16 protein-coding genes are annotated in these 21,642 nt (G+C 51.9%); all 16 read left to right on the top strand.

Going from position 1 to position 21,642, the window contains the following annotated elements:
* Window positions 1-866: 866 nt before the first annotated feature.
* The 16 genes from QW71_RS20945 to QW71_RS21020 all read left to right on the top strand — a co-directional run bounded on the left by QW71_RS20945 (window position 867) and on the right by QW71_RS21020 (window position 21,638).
* Entirely contained in the window at window positions 867-1,826 is a 960-nt protein-coding gene (locus QW71_RS20945; RefSeq protein ID WP_039303152.1) for a nucleoside hydrolase, read from the top strand.
* A 166-nt stretch (window positions 1,827-1,992) separates the two neighbouring features.
* Window positions 1,993-3,243, top strand: a complete 1,251-nt coding sequence (locus QW71_RS20950; RefSeq protein WP_039303155.1) for a stalk domain-containing protein — start codon at window positions 1,993-1,995, stop codon at window positions 3,241-3,243.
* A gap of 281 nt (window positions 3,244-3,524) precedes the next feature.
* Window positions 3,525-4,478 (top strand): radical SAM protein, encoded by a 954-nt coding sequence (locus QW71_RS20955; protein ID WP_039303158.1) that lies wholly within the window; start codon window positions 3,525-3,527, stop codon window positions 4,476-4,478.
* Between the two features lie 257 nt (window positions 4,479-4,735).
* Window positions 4,736-5,746, top strand: a complete 1,011-nt coding sequence (locus tag QW71_RS20960) for an L-rhamnose/proton symporter RhaT (protein WP_039303219.1) — start codon at window positions 4,736-4,738, stop codon at window positions 5,744-5,746.
* 135 nt (window positions 5,747-5,881) lie between these two features.
* Window positions 5,882-6,910: a bile acid:sodium symporter family protein gene (locus QW71_RS20965; RefSeq protein WP_047013889.1), complete on the top strand. Its 1,029-nt coding sequence runs from the start codon at window positions 5,882-5,884 to the stop codon at window positions 6,908-6,910.
* 261 nt (window positions 6,911-7,171) lie between these two features.
* Window positions 7,172-9,205: a methyl-accepting chemotaxis protein gene (locus QW71_RS20970; protein ID WP_039303161.1), complete on the top strand. Its 2,034-nt coding sequence runs from the start codon at window positions 7,172-7,174 to the stop codon at window positions 9,203-9,205.
* A 325-nt stretch (window positions 9,206-9,530) separates the two neighbouring features.
* Complete coding sequence (locus QW71_RS20975) at window positions 9,531-10,175, top strand: immunity protein YezG family protein (RefSeq protein WP_083442645.1); 645 nt, start codon at window positions 9,531-9,533, stop codon at window positions 10,173-10,175.
* A gap of 316 nt (window positions 10,176-10,491) precedes the next feature.
* Window positions 10,492-10,764 carry a CD3324 family protein gene (locus QW71_RS20980; RefSeq protein ID WP_039303164.1) on the top strand — a complete coding sequence of 91 codons (273 nt, stop codon included), beginning with the start codon at window positions 10,492-10,494 and terminating at the stop codon, window positions 10,762-10,764.
* Window positions 10,761-11,156 (top strand): hypothetical protein, encoded by a 396-nt coding sequence (locus tag QW71_RS20985; protein WP_039303167.1) that lies wholly within the window; start codon window positions 10,761-10,763, stop codon window positions 11,154-11,156. The genes QW71_RS20980 and QW71_RS20985 overlap by 4 nt, the downstream gene beginning before the upstream one ends.
* A gap of 721 nt (window positions 11,157-11,877) precedes the next feature.
* Window positions 11,878-13,182 carry an ABC transporter substrate-binding protein gene (locus QW71_RS20990; protein WP_039303170.1) on the top strand — a complete coding sequence of 435 codons (1,305 nt, stop codon included), beginning with the start codon at window positions 11,878-11,880 and terminating at the stop codon, window positions 13,180-13,182.
* 93 nt (window positions 13,183-13,275) lie between these two features.
* Window positions 13,276-14,169: a carbohydrate ABC transporter permease gene (locus tag QW71_RS20995; RefSeq protein ID WP_039303173.1), complete on the top strand. Its 894-nt coding sequence runs from the start codon at window positions 13,276-13,278 to the stop codon at window positions 14,167-14,169.
* Window positions 14,170-15,003 carry a carbohydrate ABC transporter permease gene (locus tag QW71_RS21000; protein ID WP_039303178.1) on the top strand — a complete coding sequence of 278 codons (834 nt, stop codon included), beginning with the start codon at window positions 14,170-14,172 and terminating at the stop codon, window positions 15,001-15,003.
* 21 nt (window positions 15,004-15,024) lie between these two features.
* Window positions 15,025-16,803 carry a family 43 glycosylhydrolase gene (locus tag QW71_RS21005; protein ID WP_235441515.1) on the top strand — a complete coding sequence of 593 codons (1,779 nt, stop codon included), beginning with the start codon at window positions 15,025-15,027 and terminating at the stop codon, window positions 16,801-16,803.
* Window positions 16,804-16,847: 44 nt separating this feature from the next.
* The gene (locus QW71_RS21010) at window positions 16,848-18,164 is read left to right on the top strand and encodes an ABC transporter substrate-binding protein (RefSeq protein WP_039303181.1); all 1,317 of its coding nucleotides are present in this window, start codon (window positions 16,848-16,850) and stop codon (window positions 18,162-18,164) included.
* Window positions 18,165-18,193: 29 nt separating this feature from the next.
* Window positions 18,194-20,005, top strand: coding sequence for a sensor histidine kinase (locus QW71_RS21015; RefSeq protein ID WP_235441516.1), 1,812 nt, complete (start codon window positions 18,194-18,196; stop codon window positions 20,003-20,005).
* A complete protein-coding gene (locus QW71_RS21020) occupies window positions 19,998-21,638 on the top strand; it encodes a response regulator (RefSeq protein ID WP_047013891.1) in 1,641 nt (546 codons plus the stop codon). The genes QW71_RS21015 and QW71_RS21020 overlap by 8 nt, the downstream gene beginning before the upstream one ends.
* The last annotated feature ends 4 nt before the right edge of the window (window positions 21,639-21,642 follow it).

The following is a 21,642-nucleotide window of genomic DNA, read 5'->3' on the forward strand; positions in this document are numbered from 1 at the left end:
CTGGCGGAAATCTTGCACAGAATACAACAATCCGTGCCTCTAAGGCCCTCATCTGGCGGAAATCCTGCATATTGTACAACAATCCGTGTTTCGAGGCAGCGGTCCTACCGGAAACCCTGCAACTAGACGTTCATCGCTAACGCCTCTAGTACGCGCGCTCTCCAAGCTTACAGATACTGTGTTGGACTCATTCTGAGCAGGTTGTCCTTGGAGCAACGTTCGTTGTGAAATTAAATGTATCGATAAACGGCTCCATTCACCTCATCGAACGTTACGAATATATGAATGTATACGGAGAACCGAATAGAATGAGCCGCATATAGTCTTAAAGAACCGAATGTGTGCGAAAAACCGAATACAATGCGCCGTTGATAGGTTTAACGAGCCGAATGCATGCGAAAAACCGAATACAATGAGCCGCAGATAGGGTTAACGAGCCGAATGTGTGCGAAAAACCGAATAGAATGCGCCGTTGATAGGGTTAACGAGCCGAATGTATGCGAAAAATCGAATACAATGAGCCCGCAGATAGGGTTAACGAGCCGAATGTATGCGAAAAACCGAATACATTTCCCCCTATAGAGAAAGATACTGCCGACATATACCGTACTACCGGCATATCAATCCGCACCACCCGCGCATCAACTGTGCTGCCACCAATCAATCCGTACCACCGCCGCTTCTATCCCCCGGCTCCTCCTCAATCAACAAGCAAGCTCCATCTTCCACGCAAATCAAGTCGGTCTTCCCCTCCTTCCCGGCATGCGCATTAACCACAACCGCTTATTGAGCAGACCGCAGAGCCGTGATAAGATGGGCAGTACGGCTGATAGAGTAAGTATATATAGAGAGTGGGAGAGATAGAGATGAGTAGCAGCAATACAACCCGGATGATTATTGATTGTGATACAGGAATAGACGATGCTTTGGCTATTCTTTATGCCCTCCGCACACCGGAAGTGGTGGTTGAGGGGATAACGACGGTGTTTGGCAATATTGATGTGCAGCAGGCGGCGGATAATACCTTGCGGCTGCTTGCACTCGCAGATCCCGGATACGACATCCCGGTAGCGCTTGGAGCGTCCAAGGCACTGGTGCGCGAACTGACAGGCTTCTCAACCCATGTGCATGGGGAAAATGGGATTGGCGGCGTTCAGCTTCCCCCTTCCCGGCAAGTGCCGGTGCAGGAGACAGCGGCGGAGTTCATAGCGCGGATGGCGGATGAGAACCCGGGTGAGATTGTACTGGTAACGCTCGGACGGCTGACCAATCTGTCGCTCGCGCTGGATTTGGACCCGCAGTTGACCTCCAAGCTGAAGAAGGTAGTGGTCATGGGCGGCACGGTCTTTAAGCCGGGCAATGTGACTCCGGTGGCCGAAGCGAATCTGTGGGGCGACCCGGAAGCAGCTGACCGTGTATTCACCTCTGGCCTGCCTGTGCTGATGATCGGGCTGGACGTTACACTGCAGACACGGATCACATCAGAGCATCTTGAGCTGCTGAAGCGCCATGGGCGCGAAGAGAACAAGTCCATCATAGACTTCATGGAAGAGTCACTCGAATACTATTTCGAATTTTACCGGGAAGCCAATTATCTGATCAATAGTGCGCCGCTGCATGATCCGCTGGCCCTCATGGCCGCAGTGCAGCCAGATCTGGTGACTACGCGCCGGATGAAGGTCCGTGTGGAGCATCAGGGAGAATTCACCTCCGGCATGGTCGTGGCAGATTTGCGGCCGCAGCCCAAGGTTGGACATTTCATCGAAGTGGCGGTGGATGTGGAGGCTGAACGGGCGGTTGGCGTCTTTTTGAATGCGTTTATGTGAGTGGAACCGAATTATGCTTCAGCCACCCTACTTCAATAGCAGACAATTGAATTTCCCAATAGTTACAATCTCTTAATTTGCTATAATTATCTAGTTTGGTAAAATGGTAGGGGATGTAAGATTGAGAGATTCATAATCTATCTATATGAGAATGGGGAACTAATTAATGAAGCATCTGGCTAAAATAGTATTATGCGCAGCGATCTCACTGGGGAGCTACACGGCTCTTCCTGTAAGTGCTGCACAGGCGGCACCAGGCGGTGTCAGTATTCTGCTGGACGGCTATCCGCTGCCCTTTCCGGTAGAACCGGTAGTCATAAGCGGAACGACAATGGTACCCTTCCGTGCGATTTCTGAGGCACTGGGCATTGGGGTGGAATGGAACCAGGCGGCCCGCCAGATTACCGCGACACAGAAGTCTGCTGCTGAAGCAGCTCCGGCAAAAGTTATCCTGACCCTGGGCAGTAAAAATGCATCCGTGAACGGAACCGTAGTGAAGCTTGATGTAGCGCCGCAGAATATCCGCGGGACGACGATGATTCCGCTCAAGTTCTTCAGCCAGCAGTTTGGAGCGGTTGCTTCCTGGAATCAGGCTTCCAAGACCGTATCCATTACATCGCCCAAGCGGGATATGTACACTTTAGGATTCTATGCTCAGAAGGCCTACAGCGAAGTGTCGCTGATTCCAAGCTTTGATGCGGTAGCCTTTGGCTGGAGCCGGATTGACCCTACCGGACAATTCACGACAACCGGTAAGGATTTCTGGTGGCCGGAGGCAGCAGGAGAGGTAACGCCCGAATCCATTGTCCAGAATGCAGCAGCGGGAGGTACAGCCCCCTACCTGATGGTTTACTCCAGTGACTCAGCTCTGGAACTGAGCAAGAATCTGGCGGACCCGCAGCTGCAGCAGCAGACCATCGCCAGCATCGTGGACCTTGCCTCGCAGAAGGGATTTCAGGGCATCGGACTGGATCTGGAAGGACTGGGCTTGACCGGAGATAAGGCGCTTGTGCAGAGCCAGTATAATGCTTTTGTCAAAAATCTCTCCGTGGCCGCACGCGCTGCCAGTCTGAAGCTGACGGTGATTCTGCATCCGCTCAACAGCTCCTACAAAGGTTATGATTACAAGACTCTGGCTTCGCTCGCTGACGATCTGGTCATTATGGCCTATGCCTACGAGGGCGAGAAGGGGCCGGAGCCGATGGACAAAGTGGATGAAGGTATCCGGCTAGCCCTGCAGCAGGTCAGCAAAGACAAGCTGATTCTCGGCATTTCAGTATTCAGCGAGAATGATTCCTCCGTCAACGCGAAGATTGGCCTGGCCAAACGTTACGGCCTCAAAGGAATTGCCATCTGGCGTCTGGGTCTCATTGGCCAGCCGGTGTTCAGCAGAATGGGCGAATCGGTAGAATGGTAGCAGCAGGTGCTGCAAGTATTCATGCAATGATAGCTATAATTAAATCTGGCTGAAGAGAGACTGCCGTATGGTGATATTGACCATGCGGCAGTCTTTTTGATGAATATATGATTGTATATCTTTCATTATATGAGTCCTCCTCAGGTTCCTGCTTGTTATGCAGCATCTTGTATATTCGGGCTGGCGATATCAAATGTCACATTAACCTGACGGGTAAACCTGTATAATTTTAAAGGTTGACCTTTAAATTGACGATTCTAAATATAGGAGGACTATAGAGCATGAGTACGAAATACAAAGCACTGGAACTGGATAAACCGATGACTTATGAGCTGGAGGGTCTGGAAGTCGGGGTTACCTCGAACTGCAATTTCCGCTGCGATTACTGCTGCGCTTACAATAGAAATGATGGACAGAGCATTAACGGCAAGGAGGTTATCCGCATTCTGGAGGAGCTGCCGAATCTGAAGCGTGTGCGCCTCTCGGGCGGTGAGGTGACGCTGAAGTTCCAGGACTGCGTGGATATTGTGGCTTACTGCACCTCCCGCGGGATTCAGACCCAGTTGAACTCTAACGGCAGCCTGCTGAATGAAGAGCGGATCGGGCAACTGGTGGATGCAGGCCTGACTACGATACATATATCCTTCAATTTCACTACTGCCGAAGCATTCTCTGCTTACTACAATATCCACACAAGCGTTTATAACAAAATCAGAGAGAACATCACCATGTTCGCCAAAACAAATGTAAATGTGGTGCTGGAAACGCTGCTCTTCAACGAAACGCAGGACAATATGCGCGAGATCAGCGATCATGTCTATTCCATGGGCGTAAGAACGCATGAGATCCAGAACAGCATTATTATGGGCCATACCGGCTGGAAAGCGATCGCGGCCCGGGAACAGCTGAAGAATGCCGTGAACGAGCTGATTGCCCGTAAACCAGCGGATACAACCCTCTATTTCACATGTATGGACCGGTTCATGGAGGCTATGGGCTTCGAGGAACAGCCGGGTGTCTACTTCCCGCACTGCATTGAGGGCATGAAGCAGCTTCACCTGCACGGCAATGGCGATATTCTGATCTCTGAGCTTTGCCACCCGGTTATTATCGGCAATATTTACAGCGGCACCTCGCTGAAGGATCTGTACAGCAATATGCCTGCACCGCTCGAAAAGTATCTGGAGAAGCGGCCTTGCCCGGCGCTGGATGCGCTTTTCCCGCAAGGGGTATAGTCCGGACGCTGCAGCAGAAGAGATTATGAGCGGATATTATTATTGCGTATTCTATCAGGCAGGATTGCAGCCCAACCGCTGTGGTCCTGCTTTTTGCTGGGAATGACTTTGAATGACAGGTATTTCTGACTTTATTTCAACTATGAATGAAAACTTTCATGTATAATCATCAGCATGAACTGTATAACAATGCAGAAACCTTCTGCTTCATTACTATAGAAATAGAGATAACACATCTGGATTGGGAGGATTTCATCATGATTTACGGTTTTTTACTATTGCTGCTGGCCTGCTGCTTCCAAGGCAGCTTCGGGCTGGGGATGAAGAAATACCAGCCGTTCTCCTGGGAAGCGTTCTGGACGATTTTCTCGCTGGTAGGCATTTTAATTATTCCGGTGGTCTGGACTTGGATTGAAGTGCCCAACTTCTTCAGCTATATCCGGCAGACGCCTGCTGATGTGCTGTGGACGGCCTCCATCTGCGGCTTTCTGTGGGGCATCAGCTCGATTATGTTCGGCAAAGCCATTGATTCCATCGGTGTCTCGCTGACCTATGGTGTTAACATGGGGATATCGGCATCGCTGGGTTCGCTGATTCCGCTGTTTATCTTTGGCAATATCCCGGCGGCTGGCTCATTTACGGTACTGCTGACCGGCACAGCAATTATGCTGGCTGGCGTTGCCGTGATCACCAAAGCGGGCTTGCTTAAAGAAAAGATCATCACCGCTTCCAGCCAAGGGACAAGCTCCGGCAGCCATCTGACCAAAGGCCTGATTATCGCTTCAGCTGCCGGACTAGGCTCTGCTGCGATGAATGTCGGCTTCTCCTATGCGAGTCAGGCGGCAGATATTGCCGTTGCCGATGGAACAGCCAGGATTAGCGCCAATCTTATTTCCTGGGTAATTACGCTGTCCGGCGGCTTCATCGCTAACTTCGCGTATGCTTTTATCCTGTTAATCAAGAACCGGACCTATAAGGATTATTTCGCCAAAGGTGCAGGCCCGGCCTACGGCAAGGCGCTGTTAACCGCTGCAGTCTGGTTCCTGGCACTCGGTGTCTACGCCAAGGCAACCGCATTACTCGGTCCGCTAGGCTCTGTCGTGGGCTGGCTTGCCTTCAACGGATTGTCGCTGATCATCAGCAATGCCTGGGGACTTAAGGATGGGGAGTGGAAAGGATTCACGGCTCCCAAGAAGCTGCTGCTGTGGGGGAATGTAATATTGATTCTGTCCTGGATTGTAGTGGGGATCGCCAACAGCATGGCGTAGGAAATTCCGCAAAATGCCAATTTTTCGCCCTGCCGGACGGCTTGGTTCTGTTATGATTTCATTAGAGGTGTTAACCAAGACCAAGAAATCTGCAGAGAAGGAATGTGTGGCCCGCCATACATAAAGGGATATAACATGCTTGGTGCAATAAGACGCGGACTGATATCTTCCAATGTTGTGCTTGAGAAAATAATGCCGCTGCTCACTCCGGCAGCCATTGCCGTTGGTGTGCTTAATGAGGCGGCGCTGCTGCCTTTTACCTGGCTGGTGCCGTGGATCTTTGCTTTTATGACGCTGATCGGCAGTCTGAAATCTAATTTCCGTGACTTGCTGGCAGTGTTGGCTAAACCGCAGAAGCTGATCATCCTGCTGATTATTCTGCATGTGGTGATGCCGCTGATCGGCTGGCTGGCAGCGATGGCCTTTTTCCCGGGAGATCCGTATACAGTTACAGGGTATGTGCTGCTGTTTGCCATTCCGACCGGTGTGGTCAGTGTGGTCTGGGTGTCGATGCATGGCGGGAATGTTGCTCTTACGCTGGCTCTGATCCTGATCGATACACTGCTCTCGCCGCTGGTTGTACCCGGCACGCTGTATCTGCTGATGGGGGCGAGCGTGCAGATTGAGATCGGGGAGATGATGCGGGGCCTGCTCTACATGGTGGTGCTGCCATCCGTAGCGGGGATGCTGCTCAATCAGTTCAGCAAAGGCAAGGTTACTGCAGTTTGCGGTCCGCCGCTGGCACCATTTGTCAAAGTTGGCCTGTTCATCGTGGTTTCGATTAATGGTGCCAGTATTGCCCGTTATCTGAAGCATCCGGATGGCAAGCTGGTCCTGATTATTGCCGTTACTTTCGTGACCGTCGTATTGGGCTATATCATCGGTGCTGTAGTCTCACGCAGCTTCCGCTGGGATTATGAGAATGCCGTCGCCGTTCAGTTCAACTCCGGTATGCGCAATCTGAGTGCAGGTGCGGTACTGGCAGTGAAATACTTTCCGCCGGCCGTCGCCCTGCCTGTGATTTCCGGCATGCTGTTCCAGCAGATTCTGGCTGCCTGCTCCGGCATGTTCATCCGCAGCCAAGCGAAACGTCTGCACCAGCCGGAAGCTCCTACTTCAGGAGGACCTAAAGCCACACCGGCCGAGAGCCGCATTTCGTTATAGAATATCCCGGCAATCCCGCATTTCCCCCCATTTTGAGTGCCGCTGTCTGCGGCTGGGGAATTGCGGGTTTTTCAGGCTGAATATAAATAAAAATAGTTATATTTCACTATGATTCGACAAAATGCGATATTATTTCCGAAAATTCGTCTAAAAATATTAATTATTTCTGTGGGAAATCCGATAGTAATTGTAATAAATGTTACAGTTTTTAGCTGTTCAGGTACTAGTGGATTAGATAGAGGCGGAAGGGTGTAGAAAACTATGAAGATTCGTATGAAGCTATCGGTTATGATGATTGTCGTTACACTAATTTCTACAGCATTAATGGGGATTTTTACGTACACCAAGTCCACTGGCACCATCATGAATCTGACTGAATCTTCTATGGCACAGGTGAACACTAACAAAGCGCAGACTATTGCGGCAATGATCGATAAAGAGAAGCGCAGCATGCAGCTCGTTGCAGGTGAAAGCGAGATCGCGGAACTGCTGCTTCAGGCCGGAAACGGCGAACTTACTACCGGAGATGCACTGCAGAATGAAGTGAATGTGAAGCTTCAGGGTTTAGTCAAAGATGCTGGCAACCTGGAGCATATGTTTGTGGCTGATATGAAGGGAATTGCGGTAGCTGACAGTGACACCAAGCTGGTCGGCACCGATTTCAGCGAAAGAAACTACACGAAGAATGTATTCAAGACAGGTGAAGCTGTCGTCAGTGAGACCTTGAAATCTAAATCCACCGGAGCTTATGTATTGGCCTTTGTTCATCCTGTAAAGAGCGGGGGCAAGATGATCGGTTTCGTCGCTTCGGCGGTTAATGCTAACAGTATTATTAAATATTTGGCCGATGCCAAGGTGACTAATGCGCCTTCATCTTACGCCTATCTGGTGGACGAAACCGGCAATATCCTCTACCATCCGGATGAAACGAAGATTGGTTCAGTGATTGAGAATGAATCAATTAAAGCTGTTGTGGAGCGTGTGAAGGTGGGCGAGACCGTACCGGATGGAACGGTGCAGTACACGTATGAGGGCGCTGAGAAAAAAGCGGCTTTCACCGTTCTTCCGGAGACCCACTGGACCCTGGTGCTGACCGGAGATCTGGAGGAGATCATGCTGCCTGTGGACGAAATGACGAACTACATTTTATTGCTCGGACTGGGAAGTCTGCTGCTTACACTGTTGATTGGGGTTACTGTAGCTACCCGTATCTCCTCACCGATTATCAAGCTTACTCAGCTGATTAACCGCACGGCAGAGCTGGATCTGAAATACGACAACCAGTATGAATATTTAACCAAAAATAAAGATGAGACAGGCACCATTGCCAAGGCGATGTTCCATACCCGTGCAGTGCTGCGTGAAATGGCCGGAAGCCTGATCTCGATTTCCTCGAAAGTGCTGGACAATGCGGAGACGCTGGAGAAGCTGTCCATCGACGTCAGAGAGAATGCGCATGATAATTCAGCCACTACGGAGCAGTTGTCCGCAGGTATGGAAGAAACGGCAGCATCTACCCAGGAGATGACGGCAGCGATTCATGAGATTGAGAACAATGTCAGAATGATCTCCACCCGGGTAAAAGAAGGCTCCGGTGTATCCGGTCAGATTACGGAACGTGCATTGGCGCTTCAGCATGATGCGGTCACGTCCACCGAGAATGCCAAACAGATCTACGGCTCGGTCCGTGGTGAGATGCAGAAAGCTATAGAGCAATCGGGAGCCATCAACGAGATCAATGTGCTGGCGGATACGATTCTCTCCATTACAAGCCAGACCAATCTGCTGGCGCTCAATGCGGCGATTGAAGCTGCACGGGCGGGCGATGCCGGGCGCGGATTCGCCGTTGTAGCGGGTGAAATCCGCAAGCTGGCCGAGAAGTCCTCTGAGACTGCGGCAGGCATCCAGGGCGTTGTCAAGAATGTCTACAACTCCGTAGAGCAGATGATTGAACATTCCGAAGCCATGCTGACGTTCATTGATCAGAATGTGCTGGGCGATTATGAGCGGCTGACCGAGGTCAGCCAGCAGTATAACAGCGATGCTTCAACGATTAATGAGCTGATGAACCAGTTCGAGGAGGCAGCGGACCATCTGAACGAAACGGTGTCCAGCATCGCCATCGCCGTTAATGAAGTGGCGGCTACTGTGAACGAAGGCGCTATCGGTGTGCAGGATATCGCCGAGAAGACGGCGGATATTGTAGAGAAGACCTTCCATGAGGCCACCATGGCTGATGAGAATACGCAGAGTGCCAAGGAGATGCAGGTCCTGGTAGAGAAGTTCAAAATCTAAGCCGGTTTCAGCAGATTTTTACCCGCGCTTCATCTGATTTTAAGCTTCGGGGTATATATTAATCACATAACCCCCCTTTAATATAACTTAGACCCCGCCGGACGTTGGCGGGGTCCCTTTTTTTTGTTGGCAGATAACTAACTCTTCGGATTGTGGCCATCACCGGGCTCAGCTTCGCCGGAACAATTATCTGGTAGCTCTCCCGTTCCTTACGGACCGTACAGCCCTTATATTCCTGAAAGGGATACATTTCGCCGCGCTTACGGACCGTACCGCGCTTATTGTCCCTCCGGCAGGCAATATGGAGGTGAATAGCCGCATTTAAGTGCACTGGTGTCCGTTAGCTTGCGTAAAAGAGGCTTTTGGCATAAATAAGCGCTGCTCAGTCCGTTATGCTCAGGCAGACGGCACAACTCAAATTCCTCAACACGATGTCTCTGCAAATAGTGAATTATGGTGTAAGCTGGGTTGTAGCGTTGAATTTGGAGTGGAGGCTAAGGTAACTGTGGGAAAAATTGAAGAATTATTTCAGCTTATAGGTAATAAGCTTGTAGGAATCATTCCTGATGAGTGGGACGAAATTCATCTCTATGCTGAGATATTGCCGGGTTCGATTATCATTTATTTTTACTTCGAATCTGCTACAAAAAATGAATTGATATATAGTCATAACATCCCAGAAATTTATGGAGTAGATGAACGTATATATGACCGGTTGCACGGGGAGTTACGAGATTATTTCGTTGAATTAAATAAGGAGTCCAGAAGTACTCTTGATCAACCTTGGACAAATCTGACGATGTATTTGGATCAATCAGGAAAATTTAATATTGATTATGGTTATGATGAAGTTTTGTTCTCCCCTGCTCAACAATTTACAATCTGGAAGCATGAAAATTTAGGACTACATCCTACGGACGAATTTGCCCAATCTTACTTAGATGAATATTTAAAAACTAAAACGGATTAATCCCCCAGAGGTGTCCTTTCAGCCATTCAACGGCTGACCGAGGCACCTCTAGTTGTTTATCTAGAAATGGAACTTTTAGCGGGAAATCGCAGTTTCAGTATGCTATATTAATTATAACCCAAGTCAGATAATGGAAGGAGGACGCTTCATGAGAAGATTAATGCTCAGCTCTACGCAAAGTCTATGGACGACATGGCAGTGGTTGTTGTGTAGAGCTGATAGCAAGTCTCCGCTGCAACGATTTGCCGCATAAAATGGTCTGTTCTATAGACTTTGCTGCCTTTACAAGTTCACTACTTTAAAGGAGCGGAGCTATATGAAATATGTAAATGCAGATCTGGTATTACCGCAGCAGCTGCTGCAGGAAGTACAGAAATATATGCAAGGCGGGATGCTCTACATCCCCAAGCCCGAGGGACAACGGAAACGGTGGGGGGAGAACTCAGGCGGCAGAACCTATCTAACGGCCCGGAACCAGTCCATTCGTGACCATTATGCCAGGGGCTTAAGCGTAACCGAGCTTGCCGAGCAATTTTGCCTGTCGGGTGACAGCATCAAGAAGATTGTATATGGAAGCAAACAGATATGAGCAGCGCTCATATTGAAATGAGAGAAGGAGTCGAACAGGACTCTTTCTTTTTTTGTGCAAAAAATGAATTTCAGCTGTTTATTATCGGCCGCTGCGGATATGGATATTTCCTCTATGATATGGCCGCCGCACTGCTGGAGCTATCCCCGGCGCAGCGCGGCAGCCTGGTTCAGGGCTATAGCAGTGTCCGGGAGCTGGAGCCGGATTATGAACGGAAGCTGGAATGCTTCTTCGTTATGATCTTGATCGGAAATTACAGCCATCACATCCCAAATCCGGATGAACTCCCCGGTCTGCGGGAAGAACAGCCGTATGCACTAGCTTACCTGAGAGAATATCTGCAGGGTGAGCGTTTTTTGTTCAGTCGCATCGAACCCTTCGTGATAGAGTGAGGAGCATAAAGTCCAGTGCACTTAATAAATAGCAGAGCCCTTTGCGGTCTGCTTCTTCAATATCAGCTGTTCCCCGGTGATTATGCCGGTGGGGCAGCTTTTTTTGATGTATTAGGAGGTAGCTGATCAGTCGTTTTTTTGCGTTAGGAAATTATGCCGGAAAATTATGCGATGTATTGATGAGACTCTCGAAGTGAGTTATGGAGGAAATGAGCTGTAAAAGCAATGTGTCGCAGCGAGGGTAACCGAGCCCAATGTATGCGAAAAACCGAATACAATGTGTCGCTGCGAATGTAACTGAGCCCAATGTATGTGAAAAACCGAATACAATGTGTCGCTGCGAGGGTAACTGAGCCCAATGTATGTGAAAAACCGAATACAATGTTTCACTGCGAAGGTAACCGAGCCCAATGTATGTGAAAAACCGAATACAATGTGTCGCAGCGAAGGTAACTGAGTCCAATGTATGCGAAAAACCGAATACAATGTGTCACTGCTTGATTCGCCCTCAGGGCGATTTTGTTCCGCTGGGAGCCGCCGTTGGATTCTGACCCAATGAGCGTTGAAGTCATACGTTAGACCCCGGCAGCATACCCGCCAATCTGTAAATATGTCCATTGATCCTAGACTGAGGACATTTTTTGCGATCCCCCGGAGCGGTAACATAAAGACATCAAAGCGCAGCCAGCTTTGAATTACCGGGTAAAAGGGGAGTACACAGATGAAACGATCCATGCAAAAAGTAACATCACTATTACTGATGGTTATGATGCTGGCAATGGTAGTAGCCGCCTGCGGCGGGAACAATGCGAAGAACAATAGCGCAAACGCCGGCAACAAAGGCAAGGAGACGCAGGGAGAAGGCAGCAGCGGCGGCAAGAAGACAGAGCTACTGTTCTGGTCACCGTTCTCCGGCTCGGATGGCCCGTTCATGAAGAAAATCGTAGATAAATACAACAGCTCCCAGGATAAATACAAAGTGAACTTCGTGATCCAGCCCAATGGTGAGTATTACAAGCAGCTGGATGTAGCGCTCAGCACCGGTAAGGAACGGCCGGACCTGATGATTATGCACGTGGATCAGGTGCCTACCTACCAGAGCAAGGATCAGCTGCAGGCTGTGGATGAGCTGGCGGCAACTGCCGGAATTAATTCTGCTGATTTTGCCGAAGCCCCGGTGAAATACGCTACCATCGACAGCAAGCTGTACACCATTCCGCTCGACATTCACCCGGTAGTGATGTATTACAACAAGGATCTGTTCGAGAAAGCAGGGGTCACCGCACCGCCAACAAACCGTGCTGAATTCGACGCTGCCGTAGAGAAGCTGACGGATAAATCCAAGGGAGTCTACGGATATGTAGTTCCTACCCTTTGGCCGCAGCAGTTCATCTTCCCGTCGCTTGTCTGGCAGAATGGCGGAGAGCTGTGGAACGGAACGGACGTAGCTTACAATTCTCCGGAAGCGGTAGAAATGGTGCAGTGGCTGCGCGATATGGTCGACAAGGGCATCTCCCCGGCCAATGTGCAGCAGGATGGAGAGAACACGCTGTTCCTGCAGGGCAAGAATGCAATTCAGTTCAACGGACCCTGGATGAAATCGCAATTTGATGAAGCCGGACTCAACTATGGCGTAGCCGTAATGCCGCAGATCGGCAAAGCGAAGCAGGCTATTTATGCAGGCTCCCACGGCTTTGTGGTTCCGAAGGCTGTGACAGACAGCAATGCGCTGGCCGGCATCGGTGATTTCCTGAAATATGTCTCCGGCAACTCGCTGGACTGGGCTGAATCCGGTCAGGCCGTAGCTTCCAAAACCGTTATGGACAGTGCAGAATTCAAGGCTATGGAGTTCCAGAGTACCGTATCGCAGAGCTTCTCCTCCGTACAGTTTGCACCGAATGTGCTGAACTGGGGCACCATCGTTGAGCCGGTGTGGAGCGAGCTGAGCAATGCAATTCTCGGCAAAAAATCACCGCAGCAGGCCATGGACGATGCTGTAGCCAAATCCCGTCAGGCGATGAAATAGCACTCATGATGAAGTGAACTTTTCGGTAAGCAAAGGCGGGAGCGCGGAATAGCTTCCCGCTTTTCTTTATACGAAGGAATGGAGGAATCTCTTTTGAAAAGCACATGGACTTCCCGCTTCACCTCATTTCTGTTCATTCTGCCCTACCTTGCAGCCTTCGGACTGTTTCTGCTGTTTCCGATTCTGTATGGTGTTGTGATCAGCCTGCAGGACTTTGAGCTGCTGTCTGACGCGCATCCCTTTGTGGGGCTGCGGAATTATATTACGATTTTCACCCCGGGGACGTATGAGAACAGTATCTTCTTCCGCGGGCTGTGGACGACTTTCCAGTTTGTACTGTACTCCGTGCCGCTGCTGATCGTTGTGGGGCTGGGGATGGCGATGCTGGTCAATGCGCTGCCGGCGAAGCTCCGGGGGTTATTCCGGACGTTCTATTTCCTGCCTTATGCCTTGTCGGCTTCGGTTATGGCCGTGATCTGGCTGATGATGTTCGATACCAATGCCGGATTCATTAACAGTCTGCTGCAAAAGCTGGGCTTGACCGGGATCCCGTGGCTGACGGCTACGCCTTGGGTATGGATTGCGCTGGTGCTCACGACGCTCTGGTGGACGATCGGGTTCAATATGATTATTTTTGTGAATGCGCTCAACGAAGTGCCTGAAGATTATTACGAGGCTGCTGCTATTGACGGGGCGGGCGCCTGGAGCAGGTTCGTGTCGATTACACTGCCTTCGATCCGGCCGGTGATGCTGTTCGTGATGATTACCTCAACGATCGCGTCCTTCAACATTTATGCCCAGCCGTTTCTGCTGACGCGCGGAGGGCCGGGAGACACCACCAAGGTGCTGCTGATCAATGTGCTGGACCAGGCATTCGTGCGCAAGGATATCGGCTCAGCTTCCGCGATGGCGATTCTGATGGCGCTGCTGATCATGATGGTGTCCATCGTGCAGTTCCGTCTTACGAACAGGAAGGAGAAGGTATAAATGGGAAAAGCCCAAAAAACCGGCCTGCTGCTGCTGGCCATTCTGATTGCACTGTTCGTGCTGCTGCCGCTGGTGTGGATGCTGTCCACTGCATTCAAAAATGACTTCGAAGCCCTCTCCGGGCGGATGAACTTTTTCCCGCAGAAGCCTACGCTTGATAATTTCGTTCAGGGGCTGAGCGGGGAGCTGATGAATACGCCGATTCTGCGCTGGATCATCAATTCCCTGTCAGTAGGGATTGTGGGAACAGCTATCGTGCTGCTGATTGATTCGATGGCGGCGTTTGCCCTGTCCCGGCTGCCGGATCTGCCGCTGCGCCGTACCCTGCTGTCCATGTTCATTGCCTCGCTGATGATTCCCAGCGTGCTGACCTTTCTGCCGATGTATATTGAGTTCAATACACTGGGGCTGATTAACACGTATCAGGCGCTGATTCTGCCGGCTACAGCCGGGGCGTTCGGTGTGTTCCTGCTGTACCAGTTCTTTGTCTCCTTCCCGAAAGAAATCGAAGAGGCGGCCCGGATCGACGGGGTGAACAAATGGAATCTGTATGCCAGGATCCTGCTGCCTTCCGCAGTGTCGATTATGATGACGCTGGGGATTTTCACCTTCATGGGAATCTATAATGACTTTGTCTGGCCGCTGTATGCGACCACCTCGCCGGAGATGCGGACGATCACTGCAGGTATTGCCATGATGGCCACCGGAAGCTACACCCAGAGTTACGGCAAATTAATGGCCATGACCACTATCGCGGCGCTCCCGGTGCTGATTATCTTCATTGTCGGCCAGAAGTCTTTTGTAAAAGCCATAACGAGCGCAGGCGTCAAATAACGGGTGATGGGAGGGAAGCGGATGAGAATGAAACCTGTTAATCCGCAGAAGGCATGGACAGGTAAGAAATCACGTAGAATAATCTACTCCCTTGCGGCGGTTCTGTTACTTATACTGGCGGGAGGTGCATATTTAGTGCTGCAGCACAATAATAGCGGGACAGATGAAATCTATAACGGGCATGGCGGAACGTTTAAGAATACACTGGCCAAGATCGATACGCCTGATCCGAGCGTGATCTACAAGGATGGATATTATTACATGACCTTCACCCATAACGGAACGGATATTATGCTGATGAAGTCACGTACCCTGGATTTCCGTCAGGCTGAGCGGAAGGTAGTATGGTATCCGCCGGCGGAGACGGCTTATTCGGCGAATCTCTGGGCACCCGAGCTCCAGTATATCCGGGGCAGCTGGTATATTTATTTTGCTGCGGATAACGGAATGAATGAGAATCACCGGATGTATGTGCTGCAGGGGGACAGCGGTGATCCGCTGGGCGATTATACCTTCAAGGGCCAAGTAACGGACAGCAGTAATAAGTGGGCGATCGACGGGCTGGCGATGGAGGTGGACGGGGAACTGTATTTCGTCTGGTCCGGCTGGGAAGGCGAAGTGAACGCTGCGCAGAACACCTATATCGCACCAATGAGTGATCCGCTGACGATCAGCGGACCGAGGGTGCTGCTGAGCGAGCCGCTGTTTCCGTGGGAGCAGGCCGGAGGTCCGCCGTATATCAATGAAGGCCAGTCGGTTCTTCATCAGGACGGCCGTGTCTTCATCGTATATTCTGGAGCGGGAAGCTGGACTCCATATTACAGTCTGGGCCTGCTGGCCCTGAAGCCCGGCGGCAATCCGCTGGAGGCGGCAGACTGGACCAAACCGGAGCAGCCGCTGCTGGCGATGGATGAAGCCGCCGGAGTGTACGGGCCGGGGCATAATTCATTCACGGTGTCGCCGGATGGCAGCGAGCAGTGGATTGTCTATCACGCAACTACTGGGGCGGCGGACGGCTGGAACAACCGCAAAGCACGGGCCCAGCGGGTCAGCTGGGACGATGGCGGCCTGCCGGTCTTCGGTAAGCCGCTGCCATTAAGCGCTGCGCTTAACGTTCCTGCAGGAACGGGTGTGTTCCAGGCGGAAGCTACCATCCGCAGCGGGAACCGGCTGGAGTTCCCGTCCCTGCCGTCCACGGTGAATAGCGATACCCCGGTGCTGGTGCATTATGTGAATCCGGGTGGAGAACCGGCCGCCGTGGCGGTTTCAGTGAATGCTGGGCCGCCGTCAACGCTTCAGCTGCCGCCTTCCGAAGAGGGACAAACCGGATTCGCCTATCTGAGCTTACCGTTCACAGCCGGGATGAATACAGTAGCCTTTGAGCTGCCGGAAGGAGCCGCAGCTGAACTGAAGGCCATTGAGATTCCCCGGTATGAAGGTGAGGCCCAGGCGATGGAGGGGGATGCTGATGCGGAGGATAACCCGTATGCCTCGGGCGGGGCAGCGGCAAACCTCAGCGGAAGTGATGCAGCGCTGCACTTCAGCAATATTCATGTTCCGCGAAGCGGTACTTACACCGTCTCCTTAGCTGTCCTCAATGCTTCGCCGGACGCGAAGCTGGAGGTAGCGGTGAACGGGGATTCTACGATCGTATCGACTCTGGAATCTCAGGAACGAAACCAATTATCCTTCATGGAGCTGGAGCTGCAATTGCAGAGCGGTGCGAACGAAATCATTCTTTTTGACAGACAAGACAGCTTCGGTATAGATTATATGGATATATGGCAGAAGAGTGAATGAGCCGGCAGATTCATAGAATGCAAGCAAGACGGGGGCTTAACCATATGAGAGATACGCGACGCTATAGCGGACTCAAACGGAACAAACTGATTACGCTTTCAATTGTGCTGCTGGCTATGCTGCTGGTGCCGGGCGGCTACGGTACAGATGGGACAGAGGAATCCCCACAGGCTGCCGCTGAGCCGGTAACTCTGGAGTATTGGACTCCATTCAGCGGCGGGGACAACATTTTCATGACCGAACTTGTGCAGCAGTTCAACCGGGAGCACGGGGATATACGGATCGATCAGATCAACTCCCGGCTGGATGATTATTATTCCCGGCTGCGCACGGCGATTCTGTCCGGTAATGCACCGGATTTAGCCATTATTCACGCGACCAATCTGCCGCAATTCGTGCAGAACGGTTATATTGAGCCGCTTGACGGACTCGCTGCGGATACCGGGCTGGACTGGGGCCAGTTCAATGCCAAAATCGCTGAGTCCACGGTCTACGGCGGTGCCCATTATGCTATACCCCTGGATACGCATACGTTAGTGCTCTATTACAATAAGAAGTATTTAAAAGAAGCAGGGCTGCTGGATGCCGGGGACAAACCGCTGATCGGCAAAGGAGAGCAGGGGTTTACGGAGTTCCTGCAGCAGTTGAAGGCGGAGTTGCCGCCTGGTGTTGCTCCACTGGCTCTGCCCAGCACACGTATTGATTCCGTGTGGCTGTGGTGGAGCCTGTACAATCAGATGCAGGGCGGCGGTGTCTTTTACAATCCGGAAGGTACGCAGGCTGTCTTTAACAACAAGGAATCGCTTCAGGCACTGGAGTTCGTGAACAGCCTGTATCAGCAGGAGCTGATTCCGCCGGATATTAATGATGCCTTCAAGCTGTTCTATGACGGGGAGGCCGCTATGCTGATTACGGGAGTGTGGGGAACCGGCGCTTTTGAGAAGGATGAGAAGCTGGAGCTGGGCGTGGTTCCGGTTCCGGTCATCTACGATCATCCGGCGGTCTGGGGAGATTCGCATACGCTGGCTATTCCGGCCAAAAGTGAGATGAGTGCGGAGAAGCGTAATGCTGCTATGATTTTTACCCGCTGGGCGGTGGAGCATGGAGTGATGTGGGCGGAAGCCGGTCATGTGCCGAGTTCCCGGGAGGTCGTGGAGAGCGGGGCATATGCTGCACTGAAATTCCGCAGTGATTATGCCAATACCGCCAACTCTGTAGCCTATTGGCCGAGAAATGTGAAGCAGTGGAGTATTAATGAAGAGATTATCCGGCAGTTTGAGAAAATGATCTACAAGGAGCAAAGCCCGGAGCAGGCTCTGCAAAAAGCGGTGGACAGCATTAACCTTCAGCTGAAGAAATGACTTAGAGGGGATCAAAGGGGAGAATGCGGTTGAAATCATTTCGCGGCTGGTTCAGGAATCTGGCGCTCGCGCGCAAGCTTATTCTTATCAATGTGGTATTCATTGTGCTGCCGCTGGGGCTGATGGGCTATTTCGCCTTCGCCCGCTTCACCGAAACGACGGAGCGCAAGGTTGGCGATTATCAGCTTCAGACGCTGAAGCAGCTTACCCTGAATATCGACACCTATATGAATGAGCTGAACCGGCTGACCGTGATGCCGTATCAATATCCGAAAGTAACCGATTATCTGGCTACCAAGCGTACCTCCGGTGAACCGCTGACACTGGATGAGATTAATGGACTGAACAGCTTCGTCACTCAGGTATTTTTGAACGGCCGGGTAGATATTCTGGGTGTCTCCCTGTATGGTACGGGCGGGGCTTCTTATGTGGTCATGCCGGAGAGCCAGTATGTGACGACCTATAAGCTCGATGAAAATGTCAGCTGGCTGAACAAGTTCAAGGGTCACTACGGGCAGCCCGTATATGTTGCCACACATGACTTAAGCTCAAGCGGCGGAAATGTGTATCAGGCCTTCTCCATTGTGCGGGAGCTGCGCAGCTTCGATGACGGTGTGACCCTCGGGTACATCGTCATTGATGTGGACCCCAAGTTCATCAGTGAGATTCTGTCCAAAGTAAAGCTGGACGCCAAGGAGCTGCTGTACATTACGGATGATTCCGGCAAACTGGTCATCGGTAAGGATCATGGACTGCCACAGGCAGCGCCTTCCCTGTCTCCGGATAATGCCAGTGAAGGGGTAAGACATGTGAAGTCGGAGGGGGAAGGGCTGCTGATGGCCCACGTAACTTCTGAAGTGACTGGCTGGACCACGGTGGGCGTTGTACCGGTCTCCAGTCTGATGAAAGATACCGAGGTTCTGCGCACCTACATTATTCTCATTGGCATCATCTGTGTAGGTCTGGCCCTGCTGCTGTATGTGTTTATCGCCTACCGGATCACCCAGCCGCTGCGCAAGCTAAGCCGGCTAATGCGCAGTGTCGAGCGGGGAGACCTCAGCAGGGCTTTTCCGGTGAGCGGTACGGACGAGGTAGGGATGCTGGGCCATTCGTTCAACGGCATGCTCGCCAAGCTCAGCGAACTGGGATATCTGCTCTATGAGACGGAGATCCGGGAGAAGGATGCGCAGATTGCCGCGCTGCAGAGCAAGATCAATCCGCATTTTCTGTACAACACACTGGGCTCCATCAGCATGTACGCCGAGCTTGAGGGAAGTCCGGAGATTATTACGATGTCCAACAATCTCAGCAAGCTGCTGCGCTACAGCCTCAGCGGGCGCAAGGAGCATGTGACGCTTCAGGATGAGCTGGACCATGTCGGCGGATATATGGCAATCCAGCAGATGCGCTATGAAGAACGCATTCACTTCACGATGACAATCGAACCTTCGCTGCTCGGCTGCCAGGTCATTCCGCTGATGATCCAGCCGCTGGTGGAGAATGCAATCAATCATGCACTGGACAAAGGTGTTGGCCGGGGCCGCATATCGCTGACTGCAGACAGCAGCGATCAGGTGCTTAGAATCGCCGTTGAAGATGACGGCATCGGCATGAATGCGGAAGCGCTTGAGGCGCTCCGGCTGCATCTGCGGAATACGAAGGAGCTGGGTGGACGCTCAGGCAACGGTCTGCTGAATGTTCACCGCCGGATTGTGCTGCATTATGGCGATGAGTATGGTCTTACGCTGGAGAGTATGCCGTATCAGGGCTTCAAGGCAGTGCTCAAGCTGCCGGTTATTACCCATCAGGGCAGAGCAAGGGAGGATGACGGAGTTGCCTAAAATACTGATTGTTGACGATGAATCTGTCTTCCGCAAAGGTCTGCGCAAAATGATCACCAGCCTGGAGGGGAACTGGGAGGTGGTCGGTGAAGCCGCTGACGGCTATGATGCGCTTGACAAGCTGGCCGAGCTGTCGCCTGAAGTGCTGCTCACTGATATCCGCATGCCGCGGATGGACGGGATTCAGCTGCAGCAGATGGCCGGGGGGCGGTTCAAGGATCTGATGACCGTCGTGGTCAGCGGCTATGACGAGTTCGCTTATGTGCAGCAGTCCATGCGTCAGGGAGCAAAGGATTATCTGATGAAGCCGGTCGAACGGCAGGAGCTGGGGCGTGTGCTGGAGAGATTGGGGCGGGAACTGGCCGAGCGCAAGGCACTGCCGGCGCGCAAGGAAGAACCGTGGCAGGTCCAGCCTGTGCTGAAGCGGCATGTGGCCGGTCATCTGATCGAGAGTCTGCTGAAAGGCAAAACAGAAGACAGCGACCTGCAGCTGCTGCGGGAGATGGGCTTCGCCTTCGGGCATCCCTACTTCATCTGCATGGTGATCAAGCTGGATAAGCATTCGGTGGAGAAGGAGCGTTATCAGCGGGGCGATGCCTCCCTGTTCCTTCTGTATATCCAGCAAGTAGTCCAGGAAATGATTGACCGCCATGCTACAGGCATAAGCTTCGTGCTGTCGGATACCGAGGTGGTGGCTTTGCTGAACATAGCTGAGCCGCAGCATTCCTTATCGGCACCGGGAGCTCTGGGCGACCTGATCCGCAGGCAGATCCGCTCTTTGTCCAACCTGACGGTAACCATCGGGGTCAGTAATCCGGCGGAAGGGCTGCCGGGCATTCCGAAAGCTTATAATGAAGCCGGAATTGCCCTCCTATACCGGTTAATCGAAGGCGGTGACAAGCTGCTCGATTATGCCAAAATGACAGAGCGCCCCCATTCCGGAAGCGGGCCTTTGAAATGGTCATGGGAGATGCTGGAGAAGTCGATTACCGGAGGCAGAGTGGCCAGCATCGGCCCGATTGTTGAACATATGATTGAAGAGCTGTGCAGTATGGCGAATTCACCGGAGAGTATTCATCAGCAGATCTGCAAGCTGCTGCTGTACTATTACGAGCTGTCCGAAGAGCTTGAGGTTACGGAATCGTGGCTGGGATCGAAGGATATCCGCAAGGTGCTGTTCGATGTATGCAGCCTCTCTTCACGGCAGGAGCTGGCCGAGAAATGCCGGGGGCTGCTGCTTACCCTGACCGGCTGCATTGCGAAGTCCAGAGAGGCGAAGGATATTGATCCGGTTGTCGCTGCCCAGCGCTACATTTCGCAGCATTATGATCATCCGCTGAGCCTCAAGGAAGTGGCGGACGAGGTTTATTTGAACCCGGCTTATTTCAGCAATCTATTCAAGCAGAAGACAGGCGTTACTTTTATCGAATTTCTGACGCATATCCGGATGGAAGAGGCCCGCAAGAAGCTGGCCTTCACAGGGGAGAAGATCAGCAGGATCGCTGAGGAGACGGGCTTTGGCAATGTGCGCCACTTCAACCGGGTGTTCAAGAACTGCAGTGGTCTTTCACCGAAAGAATACAGGGATAGCACACGCAAGGCGCAGGCGGCTTCTATGGATGGCCGGGAGTGAAAGT

Source organism: Paenibacillus sp. IHB B 3415, assembly GCF_000802655.2.
GTDB lineage: Bacteria > Bacillota > Bacilli > Paenibacillales > Paenibacillaceae > Paenibacillus_AQ > Paenibacillus_AQ phytohabitans.

Bases quoted from the DNA above. Each gene is read 5' to 3' on its own strand.
- QW71_RS20965 (WP_047013889.1), top strand. From the start codon at position 5,882: ATGCTTGGTGCAATAAGACGCGGACTGATATCTTCCAATGTTGTGCTT.
- QW71_RS20990 (WP_039303170.1), top strand. From the start codon at position 11,878: ATGAAACGATCCATGCAAAAAGTAACATCACTATTACTGATGGTTATG.
- QW71_RS20955 (WP_039303158.1), top strand. From the start codon at position 3,525: ATGAGTACGAAATACAAAGCACTGGAACTGGATAAACCGATGACTTAT.
- QW71_RS20980 (WP_039303164.1), top strand. From the start codon at position 10,492: ATGAAATATGTAAATGCAGATCTGGTATTACCGCAGCAGCTGCTGCAG.
- QW71_RS20960 (WP_039303219.1), top strand. From the start codon at position 4,736: ATGATTTACGGTTTTTTACTATTGCTGCTGGCCTGCTGCTTCCAAGGC.
- QW71_RS21000 (WP_039303178.1), top strand. From the start codon at position 14,170: ATGGGAAAAGCCCAAAAAACCGGCCTGCTGCTGCTGGCCATTCTGATT.
- QW71_RS20970 (WP_039303161.1), top strand. From the start codon at position 7,172: ATGAAGATTCGTATGAAGCTATCGGTTATGATGATTGTCGTTACACTA.
- QW71_RS21010 (WP_039303181.1), top strand. From the start codon at position 16,848: ATGAGAGATACGCGACGCTATAGCGGACTCAAACGGAACAAACTGATT.
- QW71_RS20950 (WP_039303155.1), top strand. From the start codon at position 1,993: ATGAAGCATCTGGCTAAAATAGTATTATGCGCAGCGATCTCACTGGGG.
- QW71_RS21005 (WP_235441515.1), top strand. From the start codon at position 15,025: ATGAGAATGAAACCTGTTAATCCGCAGAAGGCATGGACAGGTAAGAAA.
- QW71_RS20945 (WP_039303152.1), top strand. From the start codon at position 867: ATGAGTAGCAGCAATACAACCCGGATGATTATTGATTGTGATACAGGA.
- QW71_RS20985 (WP_039303167.1), top strand. From the start codon at position 10,761: ATGAGCAGCGCTCATATTGAAATGAGAGAAGGAGTCGAACAGGACTCT.